Origin of the sequence: Acinetobacter sp. YH12052 (assembly GCF_013419835.1) — a bacterium.
Taxonomy (GTDB): domain Bacteria; phylum Pseudomonadota; class Gammaproteobacteria; order Pseudomonadales; family Moraxellaceae; genus Acinetobacter; species Acinetobacter amyesii.
In genome coordinates this window covers 1-23,263 of sequence record NZ_VOZI01000029.1, presented here as the reverse complement: position 1 = coordinate 23,263, position 23,263 = coordinate 1, and the positions used below count along the sequence as shown (strand labels likewise).

20 protein-coding genes, 4 pseudogenes and 1 other annotated feature are annotated in these 23,263 nt (G+C 40.6%); of the genes and pseudogenes, 14 read left to right on the top strand and 10 right to left on the bottom strand.

The features are described from left to right. Positions 1 to 219 precede the first annotated feature (219 nt). From FTU06_RS15750 to adeS, 3 genes are all read left to right on the top strand, one after another. Positions 220 to 1,554: an ISNCY family transposase gene (locus FTU06_RS15750; RefSeq protein ID WP_103254392.1), complete on the top strand. Its 1,335-nt coding sequence runs from the start codon at positions 220 to 222 to the stop codon at positions 1,552 to 1,554. A 242-nt stretch (positions 1,555 to 1,796) separates the two neighbouring features. Beyond that, a complete protein-coding gene (adeR, locus tag FTU06_RS15745; protein WP_032073130.1) occupies positions 1,797 to 2,525 on the top strand; it encodes an efflux system response regulator transcription factor AdeR in 729 nt (242 codons plus the stop codon). Next, entirely contained in the window at positions 2,515 to 3,621 is a 1,107-nt protein-coding gene (gene adeS / locus FTU06_RS15740) for a two-component sensor histidine kinase AdeS (protein ID WP_032073131.1), read from the top strand. Before adeR ends, adeS begins: the two co-directional genes overlap by 11 nt. A 103-nt stretch (positions 3,622 to 3,724) precedes the next feature. Here adeS and FTU06_RS15735 read toward each other — a convergent pair whose 3' ends face one another. The 3 genes from FTU06_RS15735 to FTU06_RS15725 all read right to left on the bottom strand — a co-directional run bounded on the left by FTU06_RS15735 (position 3,725) and on the right by FTU06_RS15725 (position 9,617). Continuing rightward, a complete protein-coding gene (locus FTU06_RS15735; RefSeq protein WP_032073148.1) occupies positions 3,725 to 5,239 on the bottom strand; it encodes an MFS transporter in 1,515 nt (504 codons plus the stop codon). A gap of 113 nt (positions 5,240 to 5,352) precedes the next feature. After that, positions 5,353 to 8,457, bottom strand: coding sequence for a multidrug efflux RND transporter permease subunit (locus FTU06_RS15730; protein WP_270915313.1), 3,105 nt, complete (start codon positions 8,455 to 8,457; stop codon positions 5,353 to 5,355). After that, positions 8,454 to 9,617, bottom strand: a complete 1,164-nt coding sequence (locus tag FTU06_RS15725) for an efflux RND transporter periplasmic adaptor subunit (protein ID WP_032073150.1) — start codon at positions 9,615 to 9,617, stop codon at positions 8,454 to 8,456. Before FTU06_RS15725 ends, FTU06_RS15730 begins: the two co-directional genes overlap by 4 nt. 426 nt (positions 9,618 to 10,043) lie before the next feature. Here FTU06_RS15725 and FTU06_RS15720 point away from each other — a divergent pair, with 426 nt between their 5' ends. Continuing rightward, entirely contained in the window at positions 10,044 to 10,640 is a 597-nt protein-coding gene (locus tag FTU06_RS15720; RefSeq protein WP_074163998.1) for a LysE family translocator, read from the top strand. Positions 10,641 to 10,667: 27 nt separating this feature from the next. Here FTU06_RS15720 and FTU06_RS15715 read toward each other — a convergent pair whose 3' ends face one another. The 3 genes from FTU06_RS15715 to FTU06_RS15705 form a co-directional block, all read right to left on the bottom strand. Next, the gene (locus tag FTU06_RS15715; RefSeq protein WP_032073151.1) at positions 10,668 to 11,486 is read right to left on the bottom strand and encodes an AraC family transcriptional regulator; all 819 of its coding nucleotides are present in this window, start codon (positions 11,484 to 11,486) and stop codon (positions 10,668 to 10,670) included. A gap of 130 nt (positions 11,487 to 11,616) precedes the next feature. Next, on the bottom strand, positions 11,617 to 11,898 hold the full coding sequence (locus FTU06_RS15710; protein ID WP_000985610.1) for an addiction module antidote protein: 282 nt from the start codon (positions 11,896 to 11,898) through the stop codon (positions 11,617 to 11,619). Further along, on the bottom strand, positions 11,899 to 12,201 hold the full coding sequence (locus FTU06_RS15705) for a type II toxin-antitoxin system RelE/ParE family toxin (protein WP_154320144.1): 303 nt from the start codon (positions 12,199 to 12,201) through the stop codon (positions 11,899 to 11,901). 249 nt (positions 12,202 to 12,450) lie between these two features. Here FTU06_RS15705 and FTU06_RS15700 point away from each other — a divergent pair, with 249 nt between their 5' ends. Continuing rightward, positions 12,451 to 12,660 (top strand): hypothetical protein, encoded by a 210-nt coding sequence (locus tag FTU06_RS15700; protein ID WP_004976362.1) that lies wholly within the window; start codon positions 12,451 to 12,453, stop codon positions 12,658 to 12,660. A 249-nt stretch (positions 12,661 to 12,909) separates the two neighbouring features. Beyond that, a complete protein-coding gene (locus tag FTU06_RS15695; RefSeq protein WP_026438532.1) occupies positions 12,910 to 14,364 on the top strand; it encodes a SulP family inorganic anion transporter in 1,455 nt (484 codons plus the stop codon). A 110-nt stretch (positions 14,365 to 14,474) separates the two neighbouring features. On the opposite strand, the gene FTU06_RS15690 is transcribed toward FTU06_RS15695, so the two are convergent. After that, on the bottom strand, positions 14,475 to 14,765 hold the full coding sequence (locus FTU06_RS15690) for an addiction module antidote protein (protein WP_004969304.1): 291 nt from the start codon (positions 14,763 to 14,765) through the stop codon (positions 14,475 to 14,477). A gap of 1 nt (position 14,766) precedes the next feature. Then, positions 14,767 to 15,063 (bottom strand): type II toxin-antitoxin system RelE/ParE family toxin, encoded by a 297-nt coding sequence (locus tag FTU06_RS15685; RefSeq protein WP_004647749.1) that lies wholly within the window; start codon positions 15,061 to 15,063, stop codon positions 14,767 to 14,769. Positions 15,064 to 15,279: 216 nt separating this feature from the next. Here FTU06_RS15685 and FTU06_RS16940 point away from each other — a divergent pair, with 216 nt between their 5' ends. Next, positions 15,280 to 15,405 carry a hypothetical protein gene (locus tag FTU06_RS16940; protein ID WP_004969301.1) on the top strand — a complete coding sequence of 42 codons (126 nt, stop codon included), beginning with the start codon at positions 15,280 to 15,282 and terminating at the stop codon, positions 15,403 to 15,405. Between the two features lie 93 nt (positions 15,406 to 15,498). Here the strand turns inward: FTU06_RS16940 and FTU06_RS15680 are convergent, their stop codons facing one another. Continuing rightward, positions 15,499 to 16,581 (bottom strand): hypothetical protein, encoded by a 1,083-nt coding sequence (locus tag FTU06_RS15680; RefSeq protein ID WP_004969299.1) that lies wholly within the window; start codon positions 16,579 to 16,581, stop codon positions 15,499 to 15,501. Between the two features lie 168 nt (positions 16,582 to 16,749). Between FTU06_RS15680 and FTU06_RS15675 the strand changes: the two genes are divergently transcribed. The 6 genes and pseudogenes from FTU06_RS15675 to FTU06_RS15655 all read left to right on the top strand — a co-directional run bounded on the left by FTU06_RS15675 (position 16,750) and on the right by FTU06_RS15655 (position 22,640). Beyond that, positions 16,750 to 18,075, top strand: coding sequence for an ISNCY family transposase (locus FTU06_RS15675; protein WP_179989167.1), 1,326 nt, complete (start codon positions 16,750 to 16,752; stop codon positions 18,073 to 18,075). A 466-nt stretch (positions 18,076 to 18,541) separates the two neighbouring features. Next, a complete protein-coding gene (locus FTU06_RS15670; protein ID WP_006581699.1) occupies positions 18,542 to 19,108 on the top strand; it encodes a recombinase family protein in 567 nt (188 codons plus the stop codon). Positions 19,109 to 19,290: 182 nt separating this feature from the next. Next, a pseudogene (locus tag FTU06_RS15665) lies at positions 19,291 to 20,263 on the top strand (IS3 family transposase). Continuing rightward, positions 19,580 to 19,696 (top strand) — a sequence feature (AL1L pseudoknot). Its footprint overlaps the pseudogene before it by 117 nt. Before the next feature lie 151 nt (positions 20,264 to 20,414). Continuing rightward, positions 20,415 to 21,629: a chloramphenicol/florfenicol efflux MFS transporter FloR gene (gene floR / locus FTU06_RS15660; RefSeq protein WP_000214122.1), complete on the top strand. Its 1,215-nt coding sequence runs from the start codon at positions 20,415 to 20,417 to the stop codon at positions 21,627 to 21,629. Between the two features lie 27 nt (positions 21,630 to 21,656). After that, a pseudogene (locus FTU06_RS17015) lies at positions 21,657 to 21,956 on the top strand (LysR family transcriptional regulator); the annotation flags it as partial. Positions 21,957 to 21,959: 3 nt separating this feature from the next. After that, positions 21,960 to 22,640: a LysR family substrate-binding domain-containing protein gene (locus tag FTU06_RS15655; RefSeq protein ID WP_109354582.1), complete on the top strand. Its 681-nt coding sequence runs from the start codon at positions 21,960 to 21,962 to the stop codon at positions 22,638 to 22,640. A 197-nt stretch (positions 22,641 to 22,837) separates the two neighbouring features. On the opposite strand, the pseudogene FTU06_RS15650 reads toward FTU06_RS15655, so the two are convergent. Next, positions 22,838 to 23,065 (bottom strand): annotated as a pseudogene (locus FTU06_RS15650) (IS4 family transposase); the annotation flags it as partial. 89 nt (positions 23,066 to 23,154) lie between these two features. Here FTU06_RS15650 and FTU06_RS15645 point away from each other — a divergent pair. After that, positions 23,155 to 23,263: pseudogene (locus FTU06_RS15645) on the top strand (dihydropteroate synthase); the annotation flags it as partial.

Genomic DNA, 23,263 nt, shown 5'->3' with positions numbered 1-23,263 from the left:
GATACAAGGTCTTTAATTTGCTTGGTAAAGATGCTGGTTTCAATAAATAACATGGACTCTTTATACGTCAATGGCGTATTTGAATTTTAGCAGTTTCCATAACAAAAAACGAGAGCTGGTAGATCTCTGTTAGAACCCATTTAAAGTGTCTGTATTCTCACCAATAAAAATGTCTAGTTTATGATGATTTAACCATCATGGACTGGATATGAAATATAGATGCTGATCACTATGTCTGACAAAGAAATTCAACGTCTTGCGGTTCTGCAAGACGTTCGAGATCATCGTATTACCCAAGTCCGTGCTGCTGAAATCCTGAATCTTTCCACCCGTCAAATTACCCGGTTATTGCAGAAGCTCAATCAAGATGGTGTTTCAGGTCTGGCTCATGCCAGTCGTGGTCAACCTGGCCATCGTCGCCATGATGACTTGTTAAAAGCAAAGTGCCTTTCCATTATTTCTGAACATCTGCTGGGCTTTGGGCCCACCTTGGCGCATGAGAAGCTCAGCAGCATGTTTGAGCTGAATATTCCTGTGGAAACAGTTCGTCGCTGGATGACTGCCAATGAGCTCTGGATTCCGCGATCCAAGCGTCTGAAACGTCCATATCAGCCTAGATATAACCGTGATTGCTTCGGTGAACTGATCCAGATTGATGGCTCCTATCATGACTGGTTTGAAGGACGATCCGCCAAATGCTGTTTGCTGGTTTATATCGATGACGCCACTGGAAAGCTGTTGCATCTGCGCTTTTGTGAGGCTGAAACGACCTTCGACTATATGCTTTCCACGAGAGCCTACATTAAGCAATATGGCAAGCCTTTGGCCTTTTATAGCGATAAACACTCAGTATTCCGAGTGAATCAGAAATCGAGCCAAGACAGCAAGATCACGCAATTTGGGCGGATTCTGAATGAGTTAAACATCGATATTATTTTTGCCAACTCACCACAGGCCAAAGGACGTGTGGAACGTGCTAACAGGACACTTCAGGATCGTCTGATCAAAGAGATGCGTCTGGAAGGCATCAGTTCGATTGCTGAAGCCAATGCTTGGCTACCCTGCTTCATTGAGCAGTTCAATCAGAAGTTCGCCAAGTGTGCGCGTAACTCAAAGAATTTACATCGACCATTAACCGAATCTGATCTTGAACTGGATGATATTTTTACCTGGCAGGAACCACGTAAGGTCACCAAGAATCTAACCCTGACGTATGACAAATGTATTTATATGCTTGAACCGACTGAATTGAACCAGAAATTAGTTGGACAATACATTTCATTTCTGGAGTACCCGGATGGCACTGTTGCGATCATGTATGAAGGACGGAAGATCAACTACAGTATCTTCAATAAACTGACTGGACTGCAGCAGAATGAAGTGGTTGAGAATAAACGGTTAGGCGCAGTTCTGGCCCATATCCAACAACAGCATGAAGAGTTGGAAAAACAGAATAAACGTTCCCGTGCCAAGAAAAGTATGCCGAGTCGTAAAGCTCAGAAAGCTAGCAATGAACAAAGAAATTTAAATCCTGTTCTTGACTCTTGCAGTTAAAAACAGGACATTTTAAATGGTTTATCGCATAGACATTTTAATTGGTGAATAACATCTCGTTTCGCATAACAGCCATTATGTTAAATGAATGATAATTGACATTTTGTTCATTAATACTGATATGCAACGAATTTTATTATATGTCACCCCTCAATTACAAATATAAATGACTGCTCGTCTAATCATCTCCATTACACAATTAAATGTTAAAATGCATAGCTACTTCATCTAAGATAAAATATATGTATCCAAATCTACAGCACAGCTTCGAAAACAGCGTCATTCTCGTTGTAGAAGATGATTATGATATTGGTGACATTCTTGAAAAATACATAAAAAATGAAAACATGCAGGTCATCCGTGCATTGGATGGACAACAAGCTTTAGAGTGCCTAAAAGCCAACTCTATCGACCTGATTCTCCTTGATATTAAATTACCCAAACTAAATGGCTGGGAAATTCTACAAATCATCCGTCAAACAAGTCATTTACCTGTCATTATGCTGACTGCCTTAGATGATCAAGTGAATAAGATCATGGGGCTAAAAATGGGTGCTGATGACTTTATTATTAAGCCATTTAACCCAAACGAAGTGATTGCACGAATACAAGCCGTACTTAGACGAAGTACAAGCCAAAATATGGAAATAACTAATATTATTCGTTATAGAAATATTGAAATTAATCCAGATCATCATCAAGTTTACATTTCAAATGGTCAAAGAAATCAGTTGCTCAACCTTACGTTAACTGAGTATAAGATACTGTTTTTGATGGCAAAAACACCGAATAAAGTCTTTACACGTAATGAATTGATCCAAAACTGTATGCCTGAAAGTGATGCTTTAGATCGCACTGTAGATAGCCATATCAGCAAATTACGCAAAAAACTTGAAGAAAATGATGTAAATGGCTTATTAATCAATGTCCGTGGCGTGGGGTATCGCTTAGATCAAAATCATGAAATTTAACTTTTTTAAAAATTCTGTTGGAATTAACTTCCAGTTTATTATCATGATGAGCCTATTCAATTTAGGCATTACGCTGTTATCTTTCATGATTGGCTATTTTGTTTATAGCTGGGCGATAAAAATAGGTTTTCTAAATACACAAGTTATTAATTCAAATGAATTTTCAGTTACCTCCGTTGACTTTATCTGGCTGTTTTTAGTGCTATTAACAGGCTTTTTTCTTTCTACTATCCTCGCCTTTAAATATGGAAAACGCTATACACAGCCAATTAGTGATTTAGCAGATGTTATTCAACAAATTCAACAAGGCAATTTAGCACTCAGAATTAAACAGCCACATCATGATATTCCACATGAAATCAAGTCTCTTATTGAGAACTTCAATGAAATGGCAAACCAACTTGAAGTATCAGTTAAGAATTCAACTGTTTGGAATGCTGCAATTGCACATGAATTACGAACACCTGTGACAATATTACAAGGTCGCTTGCAAGGTATTGTCGATGGTATATTTATTGCCGATAAAGCTTTACACCTAAGCTTATTGAACCAAGTCGAAGGCTTATCTTACCTTGTGGAAGATTTACGGACACTGACACTTATTGAAAATAAACAATTACGATTAGAACTAGAAAAGACCAATTTAAAAAATAGTATTGAAAAATGTCTGCAGATGTTTAATGAACGGTTTCATGTTAAAGGTTTAACTATTGTTTTAAATTTGACGGATAAATTGGTTTGCGTTGATATAAGAAGGATGGAACAGGTCTTTATTGCATTGTTCTCTAACTTTCTAAGATATTCGAATGCTGGAAAAATAAATATTACATCTGTAACCACAGCAGAACATTGGGTATTGACGTTTGAAGATGAAGGTCCTGGTATTGATGAATCGCATCTTAAACACCTGTTCAAACCCTTCTATCGACTGGAAGACTCTAGATCATGTCTAGATGGCGGTACTGGATTAGGCTTGGCAGTGATTGATGCAATTATTGAAGCACACCAAGGTCATATTTATTATTCTAAATCCAAAAACTTAGGTGGCAGCTGTTTTACTATTCAACTAAATCGTAAGACATCAACTCATTTATAATGTGTTAAGTTCAGATTAATACGGCTTAATTTAAACCATAAATTTAAGATAAATTGATGTCTGAACTTAACCATTCTGTTTGATGATCCTCAAATAAATTTCATCACAATGAATTCTCATCTCGATATTTAGCTAGCATAAAAAATACCACAATGGAGAGTATCCCGATGATAATCCCTGCTGTTAATAATAAATTAACATGAGCTGAACTGAAGGCAATTTTACCTGCGTTAATCAATGCTGTACCTTGTTCAACGGGTAACTGGCTCGCCACTAAATAGGTATCACCAATCGAAAGTCTGGCTTTTTCTGCTAAAACAGCAGTTAAATCTGACGGCACTTGAAGATGACTGCCAAATATATAGGCCATGAAAACACCAAATAAAGTAATACCTAGTCCTGTACCCAGTTCATAACCTGTACTTTCAAGTGAACCTGCCGCACCGCCCTTTTCTGCAGGTACTGAGCCCATGATCGCAATGGATGAAGCTGTTAAACCAATACTCAGTGTTAATCCAATCGAAGCTAAAATAAAGGGAACGATGATTCCCGGATGATGAAAATCTGAATAACTCAAACTGACCAACGCAATTGCTGCCAATATTAATGACATGGTCGCAACCAGACGGAGTCCAAATTTATTGGATAAAAAACCAGCAATAGGCCCGCCAATAGCGGCCGCAACCATAATCGGAACCATAAAAAGACCGGCTTGCAGCGGTGTTAAACGAATGACATATTGCAGCTCCATTGCCAAAGTTAACTCAACCCCTGCCAAAGCGCCTGCAGCAACCATTGCCATAATAATGCCGGCTAAAATAGCAGGACGTGAAAATAGCGAAAGATCTAGCATCGGCTGAGGAGAATTCAGCTGTTTGCGTACAAATATGGTTAATAAGCCGATAGATAAAACGACCAAAGGCAAGACAATCAACAACGACTGTTTACCGCCTAAGCCTGCTTTTAGTGCATATACAAACGAAATCAAACCGACAATCAGCAATAGCGCTTGACCAAATGCCCAATGTCCAGGGGTTATAGCTTCTTTTCGGGACAATAAGAAATAGCACATTGGTGCGACAACCAGCATGATTGGGACGTTAATCAGGAAAACTGAACCCCACCAGAAATATTCTAACAATCCCCCACCAATGAGCGGTCCAATGGCGGCACCGGCTGATCCGATTGTGCCCCAAATACCCAGCGCAATGGCACGTTCGCGACTGTCTTCGAAGGTTCTGCGAATAATACCCAATACACAGGGCATAATCATGGCACCGCCTAATGCTAATAAAGCACGTGCGGCAATCAGCATAGAAGCCGTTTGGGAAAATGCCGCAAGGACTGAGGCAATTCCAAATATAACCAAGCCAATCAGCAGAATCTTACGATTGCCGACACGATCAGCCAAAGTTCCCATCGGAACTAAAAGTCCAGCCATAAGTAATGGATAAATATCAATAATCCATAAGACTTGGTTACTTGTGGCACTCAGCGATTGGGTTAATGAGGGAACCGCAACATGCAGTACAGTCATATCAATCACAATCGGCAGAAATGCAAGCACGACAGCGAGCAATATCCACCAGCGTTTCGGATCAAGATTGGTAGCTTTCATGATTAAACCTATATTGATGGTTTATTAAATCAATTCTGAAATAAAGATGTAAATGAAAGATTTGTTGTGGGCTAAACTCGTTAACCCACAGCTTTTATTCTCAGTTTTGATGCTTAATGTGCCGCTTTACGTTTCGAGAATTTCTCAACCATGCTCATGACGACAATAAAGAAAATCGGTACAAAAATAACAGCTAGAATTGTTGCGCTGATCATGCCGCCAAAGACGCCTGTACCAATCGCTTTTTGAGTTTCAGAACTAGCGCCACTGGCAATGACTAAAGGAATAACGCCACAGGTAAATGCCAAAGATGTCATTAGGATTGGACGTAAGCGCAATTTAGCGGCTGCAACGGTTGCCTCCACTAAACCCATTCCTTCTTCTCTTAGTGCTTTTGCAAACTCAACAATCAAAATAGCATTCTTTGCAGATAGACCAATAATCGTGATCATGCCGACCTTAAAGAAAATATCATTTGGCATACCACGTAACATTACTGCTAAAAAGGCGCCAATCAACCCTAGAGGGACAACTAGCATCACAGAGAATGGAATTGACCAGCTTTCATAAAGCGCTGCCAAGACAAGGAAAACGACTAACATCGACAACAGTAATAAAAACAAGGTTTGTGATTCCGACTGTTTTTCTTCTAGAGAAATCCCAGTCCACTCATAACCCACACCTTTCGGAAGTTGTTCAATCAAATTTTCCATCTCAGTCATGGCTTGTCCTGAAGATATACCTGCTGCTGGACTGCCAGAAATACTCAATGATGGACGACCGTTGTAACGATTGTATTGTTGTGGGGAATGTTGCCAAATTGGAGTAATTATTTCAGACATTGAAACCAATTTACCGCTTTGACTGTTCACCTTAATCTGAAGAATATCTTCAATACTCATGCGTGATTTGGCATCAAGTTGCACAATGACTTGCTGCATACGGTCATGATTTGGAAAATCATTGATATACATCGAACCCATTGAGGTTGAAATAATATCGGTCACATCACTGAAATTAACACCTAATGCCTGCAATTTATCTCTATCAATTTTAAGCTGTACAGAACTGCCATCTGGCAAACCTTCAGGATAGACCTCCGCCACGATTTTACTTTGTGCTGCTAATGCTAAAAGCTGATCTTGTGCTTCTCTTAAAGCAGGCATGCCAATATTGCCACGATCTAATAATCTCAGTGAAAAACCAGATGAGTTACCCAATTCATCAATTGCTGGTGGTAACACAGACATGGTTTGACCTTCTGAACTTTCAGCCATCGCTATATTGGCATTATTCACGACTTCTTGTGCCGTAATAGTACGCTCTTCGAATGGCAATAGATTGGTAAAATACATCGCTGTATTCTGACCAGATCCACTAAAACCAAAACCTAAGACCGCCATATTGTCTTTAATCCCCGTTTCTTGGTCTAAATAATTTTGAAACTCAGCAACGACTTTACGGGTACGTTCTTGAGTTGCATCCGCAGGAAGTTGAATCGAAGTCATAAACCACCCCTGATCTTCTTCTGGCATAAACGCAGTCGGAACGTGTTTAAAACTAAAAATCAGCACAATGACAATGCCTAAGAAACATAACATTGCGAGGGTTTTATGTTTAATTACTTTAAATAAACTGCGTTCATAGCGATTGTTCAGCTTCTCAAAACTGCGATCAAACGATGCAAAAACACCCTTTTTCTGATGGTCTTGATCAATCGGTTTTAACATCGTTGCACATAACGCAGGGGTTAATGTCAGTGCAAGGAAAGCTGAGAATAAAATTGAAACCGACATGGTAATGGTGAACTGACGATAGATAATCCCCACTGAGCCTGACGCCAATGCCATCGGCAAGAATACAGCGGCTAACACTAAGGTGATGCCAATAATCGGATTGGTAATTTCCTTCATGGCTTTAGATGTGGCTTCAACTGGAGATAAGCCTTCTGTCGCCATAATGCGTTCAACATTCTCAATGACCACAATCGCATCATCGACAATAATCCCGATCGCAAGCACCATACCGAACATGGTCAGCACATTAATCGAAAAACCAGCAAGCAGCATGACTGAGAATGTGCCAAGCAATGCAATCGGTGCAACAATCGCCGGAATTAAGGTGTATCGAACATTGTGTAAAAAGATAAACATGACAATAAAAACTAATGCCATAGCTTCAAGCAATGTCATGATTACTTTTTCAATCGAGATTTTTACAAAAGGTGCAGTGTCGTAAGGTATAGAGAATTTCATACCATCAGGCAGTGCTGAACCTAACTGTTCAATTTTCGCTTTAACACCTTCTGCAGTCTTGACAGCGTTGGCACCAGGACTCATTTGTATCGCCACAGCTGTAGAGGCTTTGCCATTTTCTAAAATCGCAAAGTTATACATCTGTGCCCCGATTTCGACACGAGCGACATCCGACAGTCGAACATTGGCGCCATTTTGTTGAGCACGTAAACTAATTTTCTTGAATTGCTCTACAGTTTCTAATTGACCTTGAGCAGTTAAAGGAATAGTAATTTGTTGCCCCGTCAAAGCAGGAACATCACCAATACGACCTGGTGATATCGGCAAGTTTTGGTTTTGGATGGCTGTATTCACATCTTGAATACTCAATCCATAAGAAACCAAACGATCTGGATCGACCCAAATCCGCATGGCTTTTTCAGCACCAAAATTTTGGACTTTACCAACACCGTCAACCCGCTTTAATTCTTCAATCACATAGCGAGTCATATAGTCACTGACATCAATTTCACTATATTTGCCATTCGGTGAACTTAAGCCCACCATCATTAAAAAACCAGACGACGCAGCATCGACCATCAGCCCTTGTTGTCGCACTGTTTGAGGTAAGCGTGACTCAATGGCTTTAATTTTGTTTTGCACATCAATTTGTGCAAGTTCTACATCTGTACCTGGTTTAAATGTTGCGGTGATTGTTGCTGTTCCAGAACTATCTGAACTTGAACTGTAATAAAGTAAGTTTTTGACACCTGACATTTCCCGCTCAATCAAGGTCACAACACTATCATTCAATGTTTTTGGCGTAGCACCTGGATAGATTGCCGTAATACTAATCTGTGGTGGCGCAACACTTGGGAATCGTGCAATAGGTAACTTGGGGATGCTTAGTACACCCAACAGAATAATAAATAAAGCAATCACCCATGCAAAAATAGGACGCCTAATGAAAAATTGGGACATTATTGCTGTCCTCCATTTTCCTTAATATTTGTAGGTTGCCACTGCTTAATTTTTAATTTTTGCTCAGGCTGTATACGATCAGCCCCTTCAACAATGACTTTCTCACCTGCTTGTAACCCTTGTTTGATCACATAGTTATTTTGATAACGTTGACCAAGCTGAACAGGCTTGCTTTGCGCTAAACCTTTTTGATTAACAATCGTAACATTGGCTTTACCACTAATATCATGTTGAATCGCTTGTTCTGGAACTAGGAGCGCATTTTCAACTTGAGCTCGGCTCATATTGACTCGAACATACATGCCTGGCAAAAGTTTTTGATTTTCATTATTGGCTAAAATACGGATTGTGACATCACCCGTATCAGGATCAACTTTAGTATCCGAAAATAGGATTTCACCTGTAACGTTATAAGGTTTACCCTGACTATTTAGGATTTCAACCGTATGTTTGGTATTTGACACGTCACCTTGCTGTAAAGCTTCCTGTAGTTTTTCATAATCACTAATTGATTGCTTTACATCAACATAGACTTTATTAATCTGTTGTATTACGGCCATTGCATTAGTATCACCTTGACCAACTAATGCACCCTCAGTCACTAAGATTTCACCAATCGTTCCCGAGATAGGGGCTGTAACAGTCGCATATTTAAGATTAAGTTGTTGTCTGCTTAACATGGCTTGCATTTGCGCCACATCGGCTTTTGCTTTTTGATAATCTGCTTCGGTATTGTTGTATTCCTGCTGACTAACCGCATTTACTTTTACTAATTCAGTGTAGCGTTTTAACAGCACCTGCAAACGTGTCACCTCAGCTTGTGCACGGTTTAAAGTGGCTTGATTGCTTTTTACATCTGCCTGAAATATTTCAGAATTCAATTTAAAAAGCGGTTGACCTGCTTGCACATAAGAGCCTTGCTTAAAAAGTACTTTATCAACAATTCCACCTACTTGCGGGCGAATTTCAGCAATACGGTAAGCGACAACACGGCCTGGAAGATTTTCAATTAAATTCATGGAATGCGGTAATACCGTGATGGTACTGACAACCGCTGGTGGCATTTCTGTTGGGGACTGTTCAGCATCTTTGGCTTGTGTACAGCCGATTAAAAGTACAGTTGTAATAAGTATTGAACCTATTAAATGATAATGTGTTGACATGCTTTTTCAGAGGGGGGGTTTTAGATACTACTATTTTGAAATAGCAGTGTTTATGAATTGCTGATGTTGTGTGGAGATTGTGTGGAGATTGTGTGGAGAGATTAAAAGATTTATTTTTTAATGACACGCTTAAACAGCGTGGCTTGTAAATTAGTATAAATAATTTTGTTGTTCTACAATTTTGATCGTATCTTAGTTTTTTCTCATAGTTCATGAACTTTAAAATTCTAAACCAAGACTAATATTTATATAAGCAATTGAAAATACAATACATAGTTTCTTTATACACTTATGAAGTGAACTTTAGGTGAACATAAGTTAAATAGAAATTTTTAATTAGTTCAGCACAAACGTACAATCTTTAAGGCCTATAACTCGATACCGTTCTCTCTTTGATGTTTATTGCTATCTAATTGAGTGAACTCTGTGGAAATATTTCTTTATACATTAAGCGTTATGTATAGCCCAGGCCCTGTAAATTTTATGGGGCTAAATTCTGGCCTTACAGGTCAATTAAAAAAGACTATAGGATTTTACCTAGGCATTGGTTTCGCCATGTTGATCTTATTCGTATTGTTTGGCTATATAGGTGAAGCTGTTATTCCACATGGATTGATTCATTATATTGCTTTAGCGGGTGCAATTTATACATTCTACTTGGCTATAAAAATGATTAGGGCGAATGTAGAAACAACTCAACAGCAAGAAAGCCATCTAACATTCTTAAATGGCTTATTTATTCAGTTATTAAATCCAAAAGCCATTCTCGTCATTCTACCTGTTACGACAATTATGTACCCTGCAGCCAAAATCACAGGAATCATGATCTTGATAGTTTCTTTACTGATTTCACTTGGTGCTGTTGGCGCACCATTCACCTATGCTCTGGTTGGAAAAGTATTAGGCAACAAAATTGCTAATCCTATCTGGTTTAATCGGCTAAATAAGCTGATGGGTATACTCTTGATTTTATCAGGGCTTTTTATGTTCAAAGATTTTCTTAATGGAATAAATCTGCTGTAGGACAAATTAGCCGTTCAAATCGAACGGCTATCTTTTAATATTTATCATTTTCCATTGAGTGGGAGTTAAACCAAATGTTTTTATAAAATGTCTGGTCATATGACTCTGATCAAAAAAGCCTGCATTTAAAGCAGCATTAACAATAGACTCCCCTTGAGCAAGGTAGAACTTAACTGTTTCTAAGCGACGCATGATCATATAACGGTGTGGGCTAGTTCCAAATAATAATCGGAAATCACGAGAAAGGCTCCAGCGGTCACGATCAGCATGTTTCTCTAAATCTGACAAACTTAAGTTTTCATGTGGATACGCCAAAATACACTCACGCGCTCTCTCTGCTGCCTTGTAGTCAAATTTTTTGTTTTGGTTAGATGAAGTATCTGAAATTTCACACAGTGTAGTTGCCAAATCAAATAGAGCATCTTCCTCTTCTAGGGTATCCATATAATTATTTATATTATTTAGAAAGCTATCCATTGCCCTAAACAGGCGAATATCATTACTTAAGCCATGTCTGATAAAAGGCAAAGGTTTACCCTTTAAAATGGTTTGGATCATCGCTGGTTCGATGTAAATCATTCTATAGCGATAGCCATCTAATGTTCCTGATTCACCATCATGCTTTTCATCCGGGTGTAGAACCATAGTCATGCCTGGCAAGCTATGTTGCAATGTACCTTTGTAATGAAAGTTTTGAACTCCGGAAAGAGTCCTGCCAATAGCATAAGTATCATGTCGGTGAGGTTTATAAGCATAATTGGAAAGAAATGCTTCAATTCTTTCTAATTTATGATTTTGAGTGGGGGATCTCACAATCCAATTATTTCCACTGGAGAAATCAGGCATAATTGATGGCCAATTTTTCGTAGATTCTATTGTAGATTATTTTTCACTTTTCCTAAAATTAACATAATACACGTTATACGAAGTTGAAATGAAAAATGGAGCTTAAAGCTCCCTTTTTTACTAGTTTTTTTTAAATTGCTAAGCGTAAATTCAGTGCTTTTACGACTTTAATAACAGTATCAAAGCTTGGATTTACATCGCCAGAAAGTGCTTTATAAAGACTTTCTCGACCTAAACCAGTGTCTCTTGATAATTGAGCCATTCCTTTAGCTTTAGCAATATTACCTAAAGCTTTTGCAATGAATGCCGCATCACCATTAGATTCATCGATACAGGCTTGTAGGTAAGCTTGCATATCTTCTTCTGTTTTAAGATGTTCAGCACTGTCCCATTTGCGAAGTTTGATAGCCATTTACAGCTCCTCCTCTAAATCTTGTGCTAATTGTAGGGCAAGTTTTATATCTTTACTTTGCGTAGACTTGTCTCCGCCTGCTAAAAGAATAACGACCCTTTGCCCTTGCTTACAGTAATAGATCCTGTAGCCAGGTCCAAAGAAGAAACGTAATTCAGAAACACCTTCACCTACTGGTTCAGTATCTCCAAAGTTTCCATCTTCAACCCGATCAATTCGGACTTGTATACGTCTTTTTGCCTGCAGGTCTTTTAACTTAGTAAACCAGTCATCAAAGACTTCAGTGGTATATATTGAGTACATAAGAGTAATGTATCCTATAGGATACATTCATGCAAGAAATAAACTTGAATGTATGGGGCTACAACAGAATTTCGTATAACCACCATTATGTTAAATAGATAGCAGTTGGGAGATTATTTATTCTTTCAATAGACAAAAACTTGCGGAATTTTTCTTAATTTGTAATCCTTGCGGCCAAGGGTGTCTAGCGTAGCTAAGACAGGTATTCGTTATAGTCGGGCCGCTATAATACGGATGACGAGTGCCTGTATGTTTAACCTAAATATCTTTAACAAGATCTCTAGCGAAGTATTGACCATCAAAAATGATCTTGAGCTGAATTCTGAAAATCAACTGATAACTAAGTATAAGACTTCTACTTCTGAAGATTATAAACAGGCTATTGTTTTGATTTTTAAAGAACGTGGCTATACACGTTTGGAAATAGGTCAATTACTTGGGGAGCCAAAAGCTTCATAAAATACCGATTAAACAAAGCTTGGATATAACATCCAGGCTTTATAAAAAAGTACCTAGCTGTTACCCTTGTCCTGATTTTTTTACTCTAAAACGTTCTTTCATCTTATGACACTTACGCCACCTTAAGTTTATTTATCGTCTTAAATCTGTAAATAACTCATCACTGTCTAGTGATGTGGTGTAGTCGTTTGTGTGTTGTATATATCACATCACTAGCCTATCTGAAAAATTAAAAAACAGGCTATGTTTATGTTATCTAATGTCCGAGAACAGTGGTTCTCTAACATCCGTGGGGATGTACTTGCCGGATTAGTCGTCGGTCTTGCACTCATCCCTGAAGCCATCGCATTTTCAATTATTGCAGGTGTAGATCCTAAAGTTGGTCTATACGCATCCTTCTGTATTGCCGTCGTGATTTCTTTCGTAGGTGGTCGTCCTGCCATGATTTCAGCAGCCACTGGTGCAATGGCGCTGCTTATGGTCACATTGGTCAAAGAGCATGGGCTTGAATATCTGCTGGCAGCAACAATTTTGACAGGCGTGATTCAAATATTGGCAGGCTATTTAAAGCTCGCCAAGTTAATGCGGTTTGTATCTAAATCTGTGGTTATTGGATTCGTAAATGCGTTAGCGATCTTAATTTTCATGGCTCAATTGCCTGAACTGATTAATGTGACCTGGCATGTATATGCTTTTGTTGCTTTAGGTTTAGCAATTATTTATCTATTCCCTCTGGTTCCCAAATTAGGAAAATTACTCCCTTCTCCACTAGTCTGCATCATTGCAATCACATTATTGGCAATCGCTTTAGGAATTGATGTACGGACCGTGGGCGATATGGGGTCTTTACCTGACACACTTCCAATGTTCTTGATTCCAGATATTCCTTTGAATATTGAAACATTGATGATTATTTTGCCTTATTCAGTCGCACTGGCGGCTGTAGGTTTACTTGAATCGATGATGACAGCAACTATCGTGGATGAAATGACTGATACGCCAAGTGATAAATATCAGGAATGTAAGGGACAAGGGATTGCGAATATTGCTTCTGGCTTTATGGGTGGCATGGCCGGTTGTGCAATGATTGGTCAATCTATGATTAACGTAAAATCAGGTGGCCTTACACGCTTATCAACATTCTCTGCGGGCATTTTTCTTCTTATTCTGGTTGTATTTATCAGCGACTGGCTCAAAGTGATTCCAATGGCTGCATTGGTAGCGGTAATGATAATGGTCTCTATCAGTACCTTTGAATGGAGTTCTGTCACTCAGTTAAAAGATAATCCTAAGAGTAGTAATATCGTCATGATTGCGACGGTGATTGTAGTTGTTGCTACGCATAACCTGGCTTTGGGTGTGTTAACAGGCGTATTACTTTCAGCCTTGTTCCTGGCGAATAAACTTGAAAATGATATCCAGGTGACAGCATCTTTTGAAGGAATGGCCCGTTTATATGAGTTGAGAGGTCAGATCTTCTTTAGTTCTTCTGAAAAATTCATGCAAGGTTTTGACTTTAAAGAGGATGTAAAGGAGGTGATTATTGATTTGACCCATTCTCACATTTGGGATGTAACATCAGTCGCCATGCTTGATTCTGTTGTAAATAAATTTCAAAAGAATGGTGCGAATGTCACAGTACGTGGTCTAAATGAAGCCAGTTCGATCATGATTGATAAGTATGGGACACATGCCAGAATTTAAGTTTTAAAAATTCTATATTTATATAGAATTTCTAAAATTAACATAATACACCTTATACGAATCTAAAAATGGGAGCCTTTAGCTCCCATTTTTACTATATTTTTAAAGTTTTAAGCGTGTTGTACTGTGAGTTTTAAGCCTAAAGCATTTACTACACGATTAATCGTATCAAAACGTGGTGCTGAATCCTGACGTAGGGCTTTGTAGAGTGCTTCACGCCCAATCCCTGCTTCTTTAGCGATTTGAGTCATGCCACGAGCTTTAGCAATAACACCAAGTGCATGGGCTAATTCAGCTGGATCATTTTCTTCAAGAACCATATTGAGATACATCACAATGTCTTCTTCAGTTTTGAGCGACTCAGCCATATCAAAACTTGGTAAATCAGCGACTTTAACCATTTTAATCCTCCAATGTTTTCGATAGTTTGACTGCCCGATCGATGTCTTGTTGTTGAGTTGATTTATCTCCACCACCAAGCATTACAATCACAACGTCACCATGTTGGATGTAATACATCCTCCATCCAGAACCGAAGAATTCTCTCATTTCCCAAACGCCATCTTGGAGAGGTTTAATGTCTCCCCAGTTTCCACGTTGAACCTTATCTAATCGACGATTCAGGCGGATACGGGTCATATTGTCTTTAATGCCATCCAACCATTCATCAAATTCTGGAAGACGTTTAATTTCAATCATGAGGATTCCTTATCTTCTCACTATATTGTATTCGATCGAATACAATATGCAAGTAATTTATACGAACATCCATTAATTTCGTATAACACCATTATGTTAAATACATAATTTTTTTGGTTAAAATTTAAACTTTTTTACTGTTTTTCAGGCAAGATGCATATTTTTTTGAAGCCATACTTTCCTTGTCAGATGTTCAAACATTTTAAGGAGAAAGCAATGACACAAACAGCGAATGATCAACGTGCTACAGTAAAAAATCCTAATAATATTCAACATGCGCAGAATCAGGACAACCGTAGCCGACAATTGAATCCTAATCATAAACCTACGAAATCTAAATAAGGATGAAAACTATGAGCACAGCAGGTTGGCCTAGTACTACTGGAAATCCATCAGGTGGTGGCCGAGACAATAATCCACCTCGTAAATAAAAATTTATTTATCTTGTAATATCAATTCAGAAGGCCAAAGATATTGGCCTTCTGAAGGATATTTCTTCAGGAAGGCTTCCCATATCACGATAAAATCTTCTGATGTAGCTAACGTAGAAACGCTGGCTGTTTTTTGAAAATGTTTATAATAAAAGTCTTGCCAAAAATATATTAACCATAGGCCAGCTATGGCATTAATACTTTCAAACCACTTATCTTCTGGAAGTTCATTTTTCAGGAATAAATAATTCTCTTCTGAGACTTGTTCATAAATTTCATCATTTTTAAACTCACCATAAGGTAGACCTAGGAACTCATAGACTTCATTCAAGTAGCATAGTCTTCTGTTTTCTCTAACTTTTTTAATTAGTTGTATAAATTCTTTAATTTGTTCATCTTCGAGAGAAGGATCTAACCATTGCTCAAAACCATTAGTTGGAGGAATAGTCTTCAGAATCTCGACTTTATGTCCTTTTGTTGCTTCAAACTTTGCATTTATCTTTAAGATAAATAAAAGAAAATCTGTAAAAGTTTTTGATGGGAAGTATGGTCGTTTATTTTTAAACTTAAACTTTAATGCTTGGTTTAGTGAGATTGATTGGAATCCCCACTTCTTAGAAATTAAATGATCTAAGTGAATTAAAATTAGCAGTATATTGACGCCAGAATTTCTAAGCATCTCATGACTAATAATATTCTTTAAATCACCGTTAAAGCTAAAGTTATTTACCAGAAAATCATGTAGTTTGCAGACATCTTCATATAAAAAATTATTTTTTTCTAATTCTGAAAATAGCTTTATATGCTCATTCCAATAAAAAAAATCGTTATTCTTAATTGGATATAGTTCTAAGATTTTTAAGCAGTATGCAAAATTATAGTTTTCTTCATCTACAGCTAAAGAAGTTGCTGAATTAAGTACGAAAAACCCCATTTCTGAAGCAAATTCGGATTTAATTTTAACTTTAGCTATTTCATCATTTTTAAATGGAACATTAGTATATTTTTTCTCAATTTTACCTAGTTTCTTAGCCAGGTTTTTATCCATATTTTTCAATATTAAACAGTAGAATTCTAAAGGATTCATGGATGCCCTAATTTTTTAAAAAATCTAAAATTAACATAATACACCTTATACGAAATGCGTTTGTAACTCCAAAATAGAAATGTCCGGTTTCTCCAAAGTAAAAATGTCCGCTTTTAGAATATGCGCTTTTGCGATTATCGAAGCGGACGGTTTGATATGTTGGTGTCTATGTCGGATAAAGAACTTAAACGATTGTCGGTCGTGCAGGAAATCTGCGATCAACGCATAACTCAATCCCAGGCTGCTCAGCTACTTCATATTTCAGAACGTCAGATCAGGCGTTTACTGCAAAAATACAAAGCTCAAGGCCCAGCTGCATTAGCCCATGCCGGTCGTGGTCAAACCAGCAATTCCAGGCTTCCTGAAGAACTCAGGCTCAAGTGCCTCAATATGGTTGCTGAGCAATTCCATGGTTTCGGACCCACTTTAGCGCATGAAAAGCTGACTACCATTCATGGATTCGATATTTCAGTGGAAACCCTGCGTTCCTGGATGATTGCAGCCGATTTATGGATTCCTCGCTCCAAACGCCTGAAACGCCCATATCAGCCTCGTTATAACCGGGACTGTTATGGTGAACTGATCCAAATTGATGGCTCACATCATGACTGGTTTGAAGGAAGAGCCCCTAAATGCTGTCTATTGGTGTTTATCGATGACGCCACAGGAAAATTGCAGCACTTACGCTTCTGTGAGTCAGAATCAGCCTTTGACTATATGATTTCAACACGTTTGTATGTTGAGCAGCATGGTAAGCCTTTAGCCTTCTACAGCGATAAACATTCAGTCTTCAGGGTGAATCAAAGCAGCAAGAAAGACACCAAGATTACGCAATTTGGGCGCGTACTCAGCACCCTGAATATCGATATTATCTTCGCTAATTCACCACAGGCCAAAGGCCGTGTAGAACGAGCCAATAGAACGCTTCAGGACCGTCTGATCAAAGAAATGCGCCTGGAAGGCATCTGTTCGATTGAACAAGCGAATGCCTGGCTACCCTGCTTCATTGAGCAATTCAATCAGAAGTTTGCCAAGATGGCCTTTAATCCCAAGGATCTACACCGGACTGTCACTGAAACAGCCGAAGAATTAGATGATATTTTTACCTGGCGTGAACCCCGCAGAGTCACGAATAGCCTGACGATTACTTATGATAAATGCGTATATCTCCTGGAAAACACGGAAGAAAACCAAAGATTGATTAGTAAGTATCTTGAGTTCCTGGAATACCCGGATGGTACAGTCGCGATTGAATATCAGGGAAGAAAAATCAATTACAGCATCTTCGATAAATTAAGTCAGCTTAACCAGCGAGAGATTGTTGAGAATAAACGTTTAGGTGCAGTTCTCAATCATATTCAACAACAGCATGAAGAATTGGAACAGCAAAACAAACGTAATCGTTCTCAATCTATGCCAAGCAGACGTGCACAGAAGACAGTAATCAAAGAACGAAATCTGAATCCTGTGCTTGACTTGGAAATGTCTGTATAGGACATTTCTATTTGGTTTTAAGGTAGGACATTACTACTTAGGAATAACAGCGTTATAATTCTCTATAGAAATCAATGCTGTAGTTTCTAGTTGATAGCCCATCTTCCCCAAGGTGGGCTTTTTTTATGATTTTTCACGTTCCACGCTTATTATTTAATCAAAAGACCTCTTGCGAAAGTATAGTTTATCTAATTTTTGAATTGGCTAAAACCTCATAAAATATAGCTTTTGGCTGCTTAAAATTTGACTAACGCAAGAATTCTAAAGTTTCTCAACTTTGATTAGCTCAAATAAATACCATTTCTCTTTTTCTAGGTCTCTTTAAATCACGAATTATGTAACTATAGAGTATAGCCTAACGGAACAAAATAAAGTCTTAAAAAGCAACTCAAAAACCGTATTTATAGACTTAATATTTAATTTCGGTACAATATGTATTTAATTATCTAAACTCTAACGGTACAGAATGCCTAATCAGGTCGGATATATTCGAGTCAGTTCAACTGAACAAAATACTGAACGTCAATTAGATGGAATCAGCCTGGATAAGACCTTTACTGAAAAGGCAAGCGGTGGTAGCCGTGAACGTCCTCAGTTAAATGCAATGCTCGACTATCTGCGTGAAGGTGATACGGTGCATGTTCATAGTATTGATCGTCTGGCACGTAATACAAATGATCTGAACGAAATTGTGAATAGTCTGAATGATCGTGGTATAACCATTATTTTTCATAAAGAGAATTTGACCTTCAGTCATGATGTAGCACAATCGGCAATAAATAAACTCATGTTTCAGATGCTTGCTGCATTTGCAGAGTTTGAACGCTCCATGATCCGTGAGCGTCAAAAGGAAGGAATTGCAAAAGCCAAAGCGAAGGGCTTATATAAGGGAAGAAAGCGGAAGGTTGACTATGTTGAAATACGAAAAGCAATGGCTGAAGAAAATTCAACATTTAGAGGTGTTGCAGAAAAGTTTAAAGTAGGGATAGCAACAGTACAAAGAGCTTTAAAAGAAGAAACTAATAATCAATAAGGTTGATTAATGAAGACGCTTAGATATTCAAATTTAGAAAAGATCATGACCATTTATACTGAAATTTCTACTTATATTACATTTCATAATGCGACTGGTTTAACAGATATAAATAAATCAATGGAAGATTTTTGAACCGTACCGGGTTTGTCGGAGACCAAGCTTTCTGAGAGAATGTCCCGATGAAAAAAGTAAAATATACCCCTGAAATCAGAGAAAGAGCGGTTCAATTATTGATTGAATCCGAGAAAGATTATCCATCGAATTGGGCTGCGATCACCGCTATTGCTCCCTGAGCAGTATACTGCGCAAGGGTTGTACTCCTGAAACACTACGTGTTTGGTATCAAAAATATTTAGATAAACAAAATCCAGTTAAAGTACAGCAGCTTTCAGACCAAGAACGTATCAAACAACTCGAACGCGAAAATAAAGAACTGCAACGCGCCAATGAAATTCTACGTAAAGCAGCCGCTTTTTTCGCCCAGGCGGAGCTCGACCGCCCACACAAATAATGGTGGATTTTATCCATAATAATAAAGAGCTGTACGGAGTCGAGGCGATTTGTAGAATTTTACCGATCGCACCTTCAACCTATTACCGGACTCTAGATCTCTGTGAAAATCCAGAACATCGAGCAAAGCGAGATTTACATGACTTGCATCATGCTGAGGAGATTAAACGAATTTGGAAGGAAAGTTCAGGTCGGTATGGTGTACGTAAAGTCTGGCAAAAACTGAAACGTGAAGGCTATATTATTGCGCGCTGTACTGTTGCTCGATTAATGCAAAAGCTAGGTATAAAAGGTGTTTGGCGTGGTAAGAACAAACAAACCACCCGTAGCCGAGATGATCAAAAACGAGCGGATGACTTGGTAAAACGTAATTTTACTGCTGATCATCCTGACCAACTGTGGGTGAGTGACTTTACGTATATTCAAACAAATTCAGGCTGGGTTTATACTGCATTTATTATTGATGTGTTCTCACGAGCAATTGTTGGATGGAAAGTATCGACACGGATGAATACAGATATGGTGCTCGATGCATTGGAGCAAGCATTTAGGGCGGCAGAGGGGGCTGGAACGCTGAGTGCGCCCATGCCGCATTGCAAAGCAAAAGATAATCGGATAAAATGTAGCAATTCATATTCGTAAGCGTGGAGTAATCAGATGGGAAATTCCAAGTCAGCAGACAAGTAAGCCGCAACAACCAGTATTGTTGTTGCGGCGCTCTGTAAGGCTAGTCTCATCTGATTGCTGACGAGCAGACGTCGCCCGGTATTCCTTAATCGAGGGTTGATTCGTCATGACCACCACACGCCCCGCGTGGGCCTATACGCTGCCGGCAGCACTGCTGCTGATGGCTCCTTTCGACATCCTCGCTTCACTGGCGATGGATATTTATCTCCCTGTCGTTCCAGCGATGCCCGGCATCCTGAACACGACGCCCGCTATGATCCAACTCACGTTGAGCCTCTATATGGTGATGCTCGGCGTGGGCCAGGTGATTTTTGGTCCGCTCTCAGACAGAATCGGGCGACGGCCAATTCTACTTGCGGGCGCAACGGCTTTCGTCATTGCGTCTCTGGGAGCAGCTTGGTCTTCAACTGCACCGGCCTTTGTCGCTTTCCGTCTACTTCAAGCAGTGGGCGCGTCGGCCATGCTGGTGGCGACGTTCGCGACGGTTCGCGACGTTTATGCCAACCGTCCTGAGGGTGTCGTCATCTACGGCCTTTTCAGTTCGATGCTGGCGTTCGTGCCTGCGCTCGGCCCTATCGCCGGAGTATTGATCGGCGAGTTCTTGGGATGGCAGGCGATATTCATTACTTTGGCTATACTGGCGATGCTCGCACTCCTAAATGCGGGTTTCAGGTGGCACGAAACCCGCCCTCTGGATCAAGTCAAGACGCGCCGATCTGTCTTGCCGATCTTCGCGAGTCCGGCTTTTTGGGTTTACACTGTCGGCTTTAGCGCCGGTATGGGCACCTACTTCGTCTTCTTCTCGACGGCTCCCCGTGTGCTCATAGGCCAAGCGGAATATTCCGAGATCGGATTCAGCTTTGCCTTCGCCACTGTCGCGCTTGTAATGATCGTGACAACCCGTTTCGCGAAGTCCTTTGTCGCCAGATGGGGCATCGCAGGATGCGTGGCGCGTGGGATGGCGTTGCTTGTTTGCGGAGCGGTCCTGTTGGGGATCGGCGAACTTTACGGCTCGCCGTCATTCCTCACCTTCATCCTACCGATGTGGGTTGTCGCGGTCGGTATTGTCTTCACGGTGTCCGTTACCGCGAACGGCGCTTTGGCAGAGTTCGACGACATCGCGGGATCAGCGGTCGCGTTCTACTTCTGCGTTCAAAGCCTGATAGTCAGCATTGTCGGGACATTGGCGGTGGCACTTTTAAACGGTGACACAGCGTGGCCCGTGATCTGTTACGCCACGGCGATGGCGGTACTGGTTTCGTTGGGGCTGGTGCTCCTTCGGCTCCGTGGGGCTGCCACCGAGAAGTCGCCAGTCGTCTAACCGACGACTGGTAGCAGGCCCGCTCCGATGCGGCGCACTAACCATCGAAACCTCGTGAATGTCGGTATCCTGTCTGGCAGGATACCGCTCATTTCCCTTGTTCAGTTCATCGCCGTCGCCGAGCATCTGAATTTTCGGCATGCGGCCAAGGCACTTGGTATCAGCCAGTCGAGCGTCAGCGCGCGTGTGAAAGCGCTGGAGGATAACCTTGGTGTCCTGCTATTTGAGCGCCATGCGCGGGGCGTTCGGCTAACAGACGCAGGCAGGCACTTCATGGAGCGTGTCACGGCGGGTGTCGATCAACTCGATCACGCAGTGAAGACCGCAGGCATGACAGCTCAAGGAGAATACGGCCGGCTTCGCATCGGCATCCATGCCTTAATCCCACGCAGCTTTCTCACGGAGCTGATCCGTCATTATCGGGAAGAACATACGGGCATTGAGGTTGAGATCACCGAAGGCACAGCCCGCGATGCGGTGATGCAGCTTCGTGCTGACCAGCTCGACGTGGTGTTCGTCGCGGGCAAGCCCGAGATGCCCGACTGCCATACCCGACCGATCTGGACCGAACCGCTGGTGGCCGTGCTATCGGATGGGCATCGCCTCGCCGGGCAGTCCGCAATCACTTGGTCCGATCTGGTCGGCGAGACTTTCATTGTTCGCTATGGTGGCACCGGCCCGCAGGTCCATGACCATATCGTGCTGCGCCTTGCCGGGCGTTGGCCCGCACCGTCGATCCGGCGCTTTGATGTGGGGCGCGACACGCTGCTATCTATGGTCGGACAAGGCTTCGGCATCACTATCGTCGGCGAGGCAACGTCATTGTTGCCGACGACCGGCATCGTCTTCCTGCCCTTCCTCGATGAACCGGAGCCGGTTGCCTTTACAGCCGTCTGGTCGCCGTTCAATCGCAACTCCGCACTGAAAAATCTACTCAACCTCGCAGGCAAAATGAAGCGTGACGGCGATTCGCCCAATCGTTTCCTGGATGGCACTCGACCGGCACGATAACGGCACAGGCGATCCATCCTATTTGCCGCCGATAGTATCCGGCAGCCCTCCGGCATCCTCTTTCCTGTTGCCCGTCCCGATTTTGCCTACTCTCTGATCGGCTCCGTCTCTTTTGCCGACTGGAGCCTGCATTGCGCGGAGGCCGAATCCTTTGGGGTCAGATCGCCGTAGTCATCACCATCGTTCTGGTGATGACACTGAGAAATTTGACGATAATCAAAATACTGACCTGCAAAGAAGCGCTGCATACGTCGATAAAATGATTGTGGTAAACACTTGATGGGCAAGGCTTTAGATGCAGAAGAAAGATTACATGTTTGCTTTAAAATAATCACAAGCATGATGAGCGCAAAGCACTTTAAATGTGACTTGTTCCATTTTAGAGATTTGTTTAAGATAAGATATAACTCATTGAGATGTGTCATAGTATTCGTCGTTAGAAAACAATTATTGTGACATTATTTCAATGAGTTATCTATTTTTGTCGTGTACAGAGATTATTATAGAAGCCCCCATGAATAAATCGCTCATCATTTTCGGCATCGTCAACATAACCTCGGACAGTTTCTCCGATGGAGGCCGGTATCTGGCGCCAGACGCAGCCATTGCGCAGGCGCGTAAGC

Coding starts and splice junctions, on each gene's coding strand:
- FTU06_RS15655 (WP_109354582.1), top strand. CDS start 21,960: ATGACAGCTCAAGGAGAATACGGCCGGCTTCGCATCGGCATCCATGCC.
- FTU06_RS15725 (WP_032073150.1), bottom strand. CDS start 9,617: ATGTCAACACATTATCATTTAATAGGTTCAATACTTATTACAACTGTA.
- FTU06_RS15705 (WP_154320144.1), bottom strand. CDS start 12,201: ATGTACTCAATATATACCACTGAAGTCTTTGATGACTGGTTTACTAAG.
- FTU06_RS15695 (WP_026438532.1), top strand. CDS start 12,910: ATGTTATCTAATGTCCGAGAACAGTGGTTCTCTAACATCCGTGGGGAT.
- FTU06_RS15715 (WP_032073151.1), bottom strand. CDS start 11,486: ATGCCTGATTTCTCCAGTGGAAATAATTGGATTGTGAGATCCCCCACT.
- FTU06_RS15700 (WP_004976362.1), top strand. CDS start 12,451: ATGTTTAACCTAAATATCTTTAACAAGATCTCTAGCGAAGTATTGACC.
- FTU06_RS16940 (WP_004969301.1), top strand. CDS start 15,280: ATGACACAAACAGCGAATGATCAACGTGCTACAGTAAAAAATCCTAAT.
- FTU06_RS15750 (WP_103254392.1), top strand. CDS start 220: ATGCTGATCACTATGTCTGACAAAGAAATTCAACGTCTTGCGGTTCTG.
- FTU06_RS15710 (WP_000985610.1), bottom strand. CDS start 11,898: ATGGCTATCAAACTTCGCAAATGGGACAGTGCTGAACATCTTAAAACA.
- adeR (WP_032073130.1), top strand. CDS start 1,797: ATGTATCCAAATCTACAGCACAGCTTCGAAAACAGCGTCATTCTCGTT.
- FTU06_RS15680 (WP_004969299.1), bottom strand. CDS start 16,581: ATGAATCCTTTAGAATTCTACTGTTTAATATTGAAAAATATGGATAAA.
- FTU06_RS15675 (WP_179989167.1), top strand. CDS start 16,750: ATGTCGGATAAAGAACTTAAACGATTGTCGGTCGTGCAGGAAATCTGC.
- FTU06_RS15690 (WP_004969304.1), bottom strand. CDS start 14,765: ATGGTTAAAGTCGCTGATTTACCAAGTTTTGATATGGCTGAGTCGCTC.
- FTU06_RS15670 (WP_006581699.1), top strand. CDS start 18,542: ATGCCTAATCAGGTCGGATATATTCGAGTCAGTTCAACTGAACAAAAT.
- FTU06_RS15685 (WP_004647749.1), bottom strand. CDS start 15,063: ATGATTGAAATTAAACGTCTTCCAGAATTTGATGAATGGTTGGATGGC.
- adeS (WP_032073131.1), top strand. CDS start 2,515: ATGAAATTTAACTTTTTTAAAAATTCTGTTGGAATTAACTTCCAGTTT.
- floR (WP_000214122.1), top strand. CDS start 20,415: ATGACCACCACACGCCCCGCGTGGGCCTATACGCTGCCGGCAGCACTG.
- FTU06_RS15735 (WP_032073148.1), bottom strand. CDS start 5,239: ATGAAAGCTACCAATCTTGATCCGAAACGCTGGTGGATATTGCTCGCT.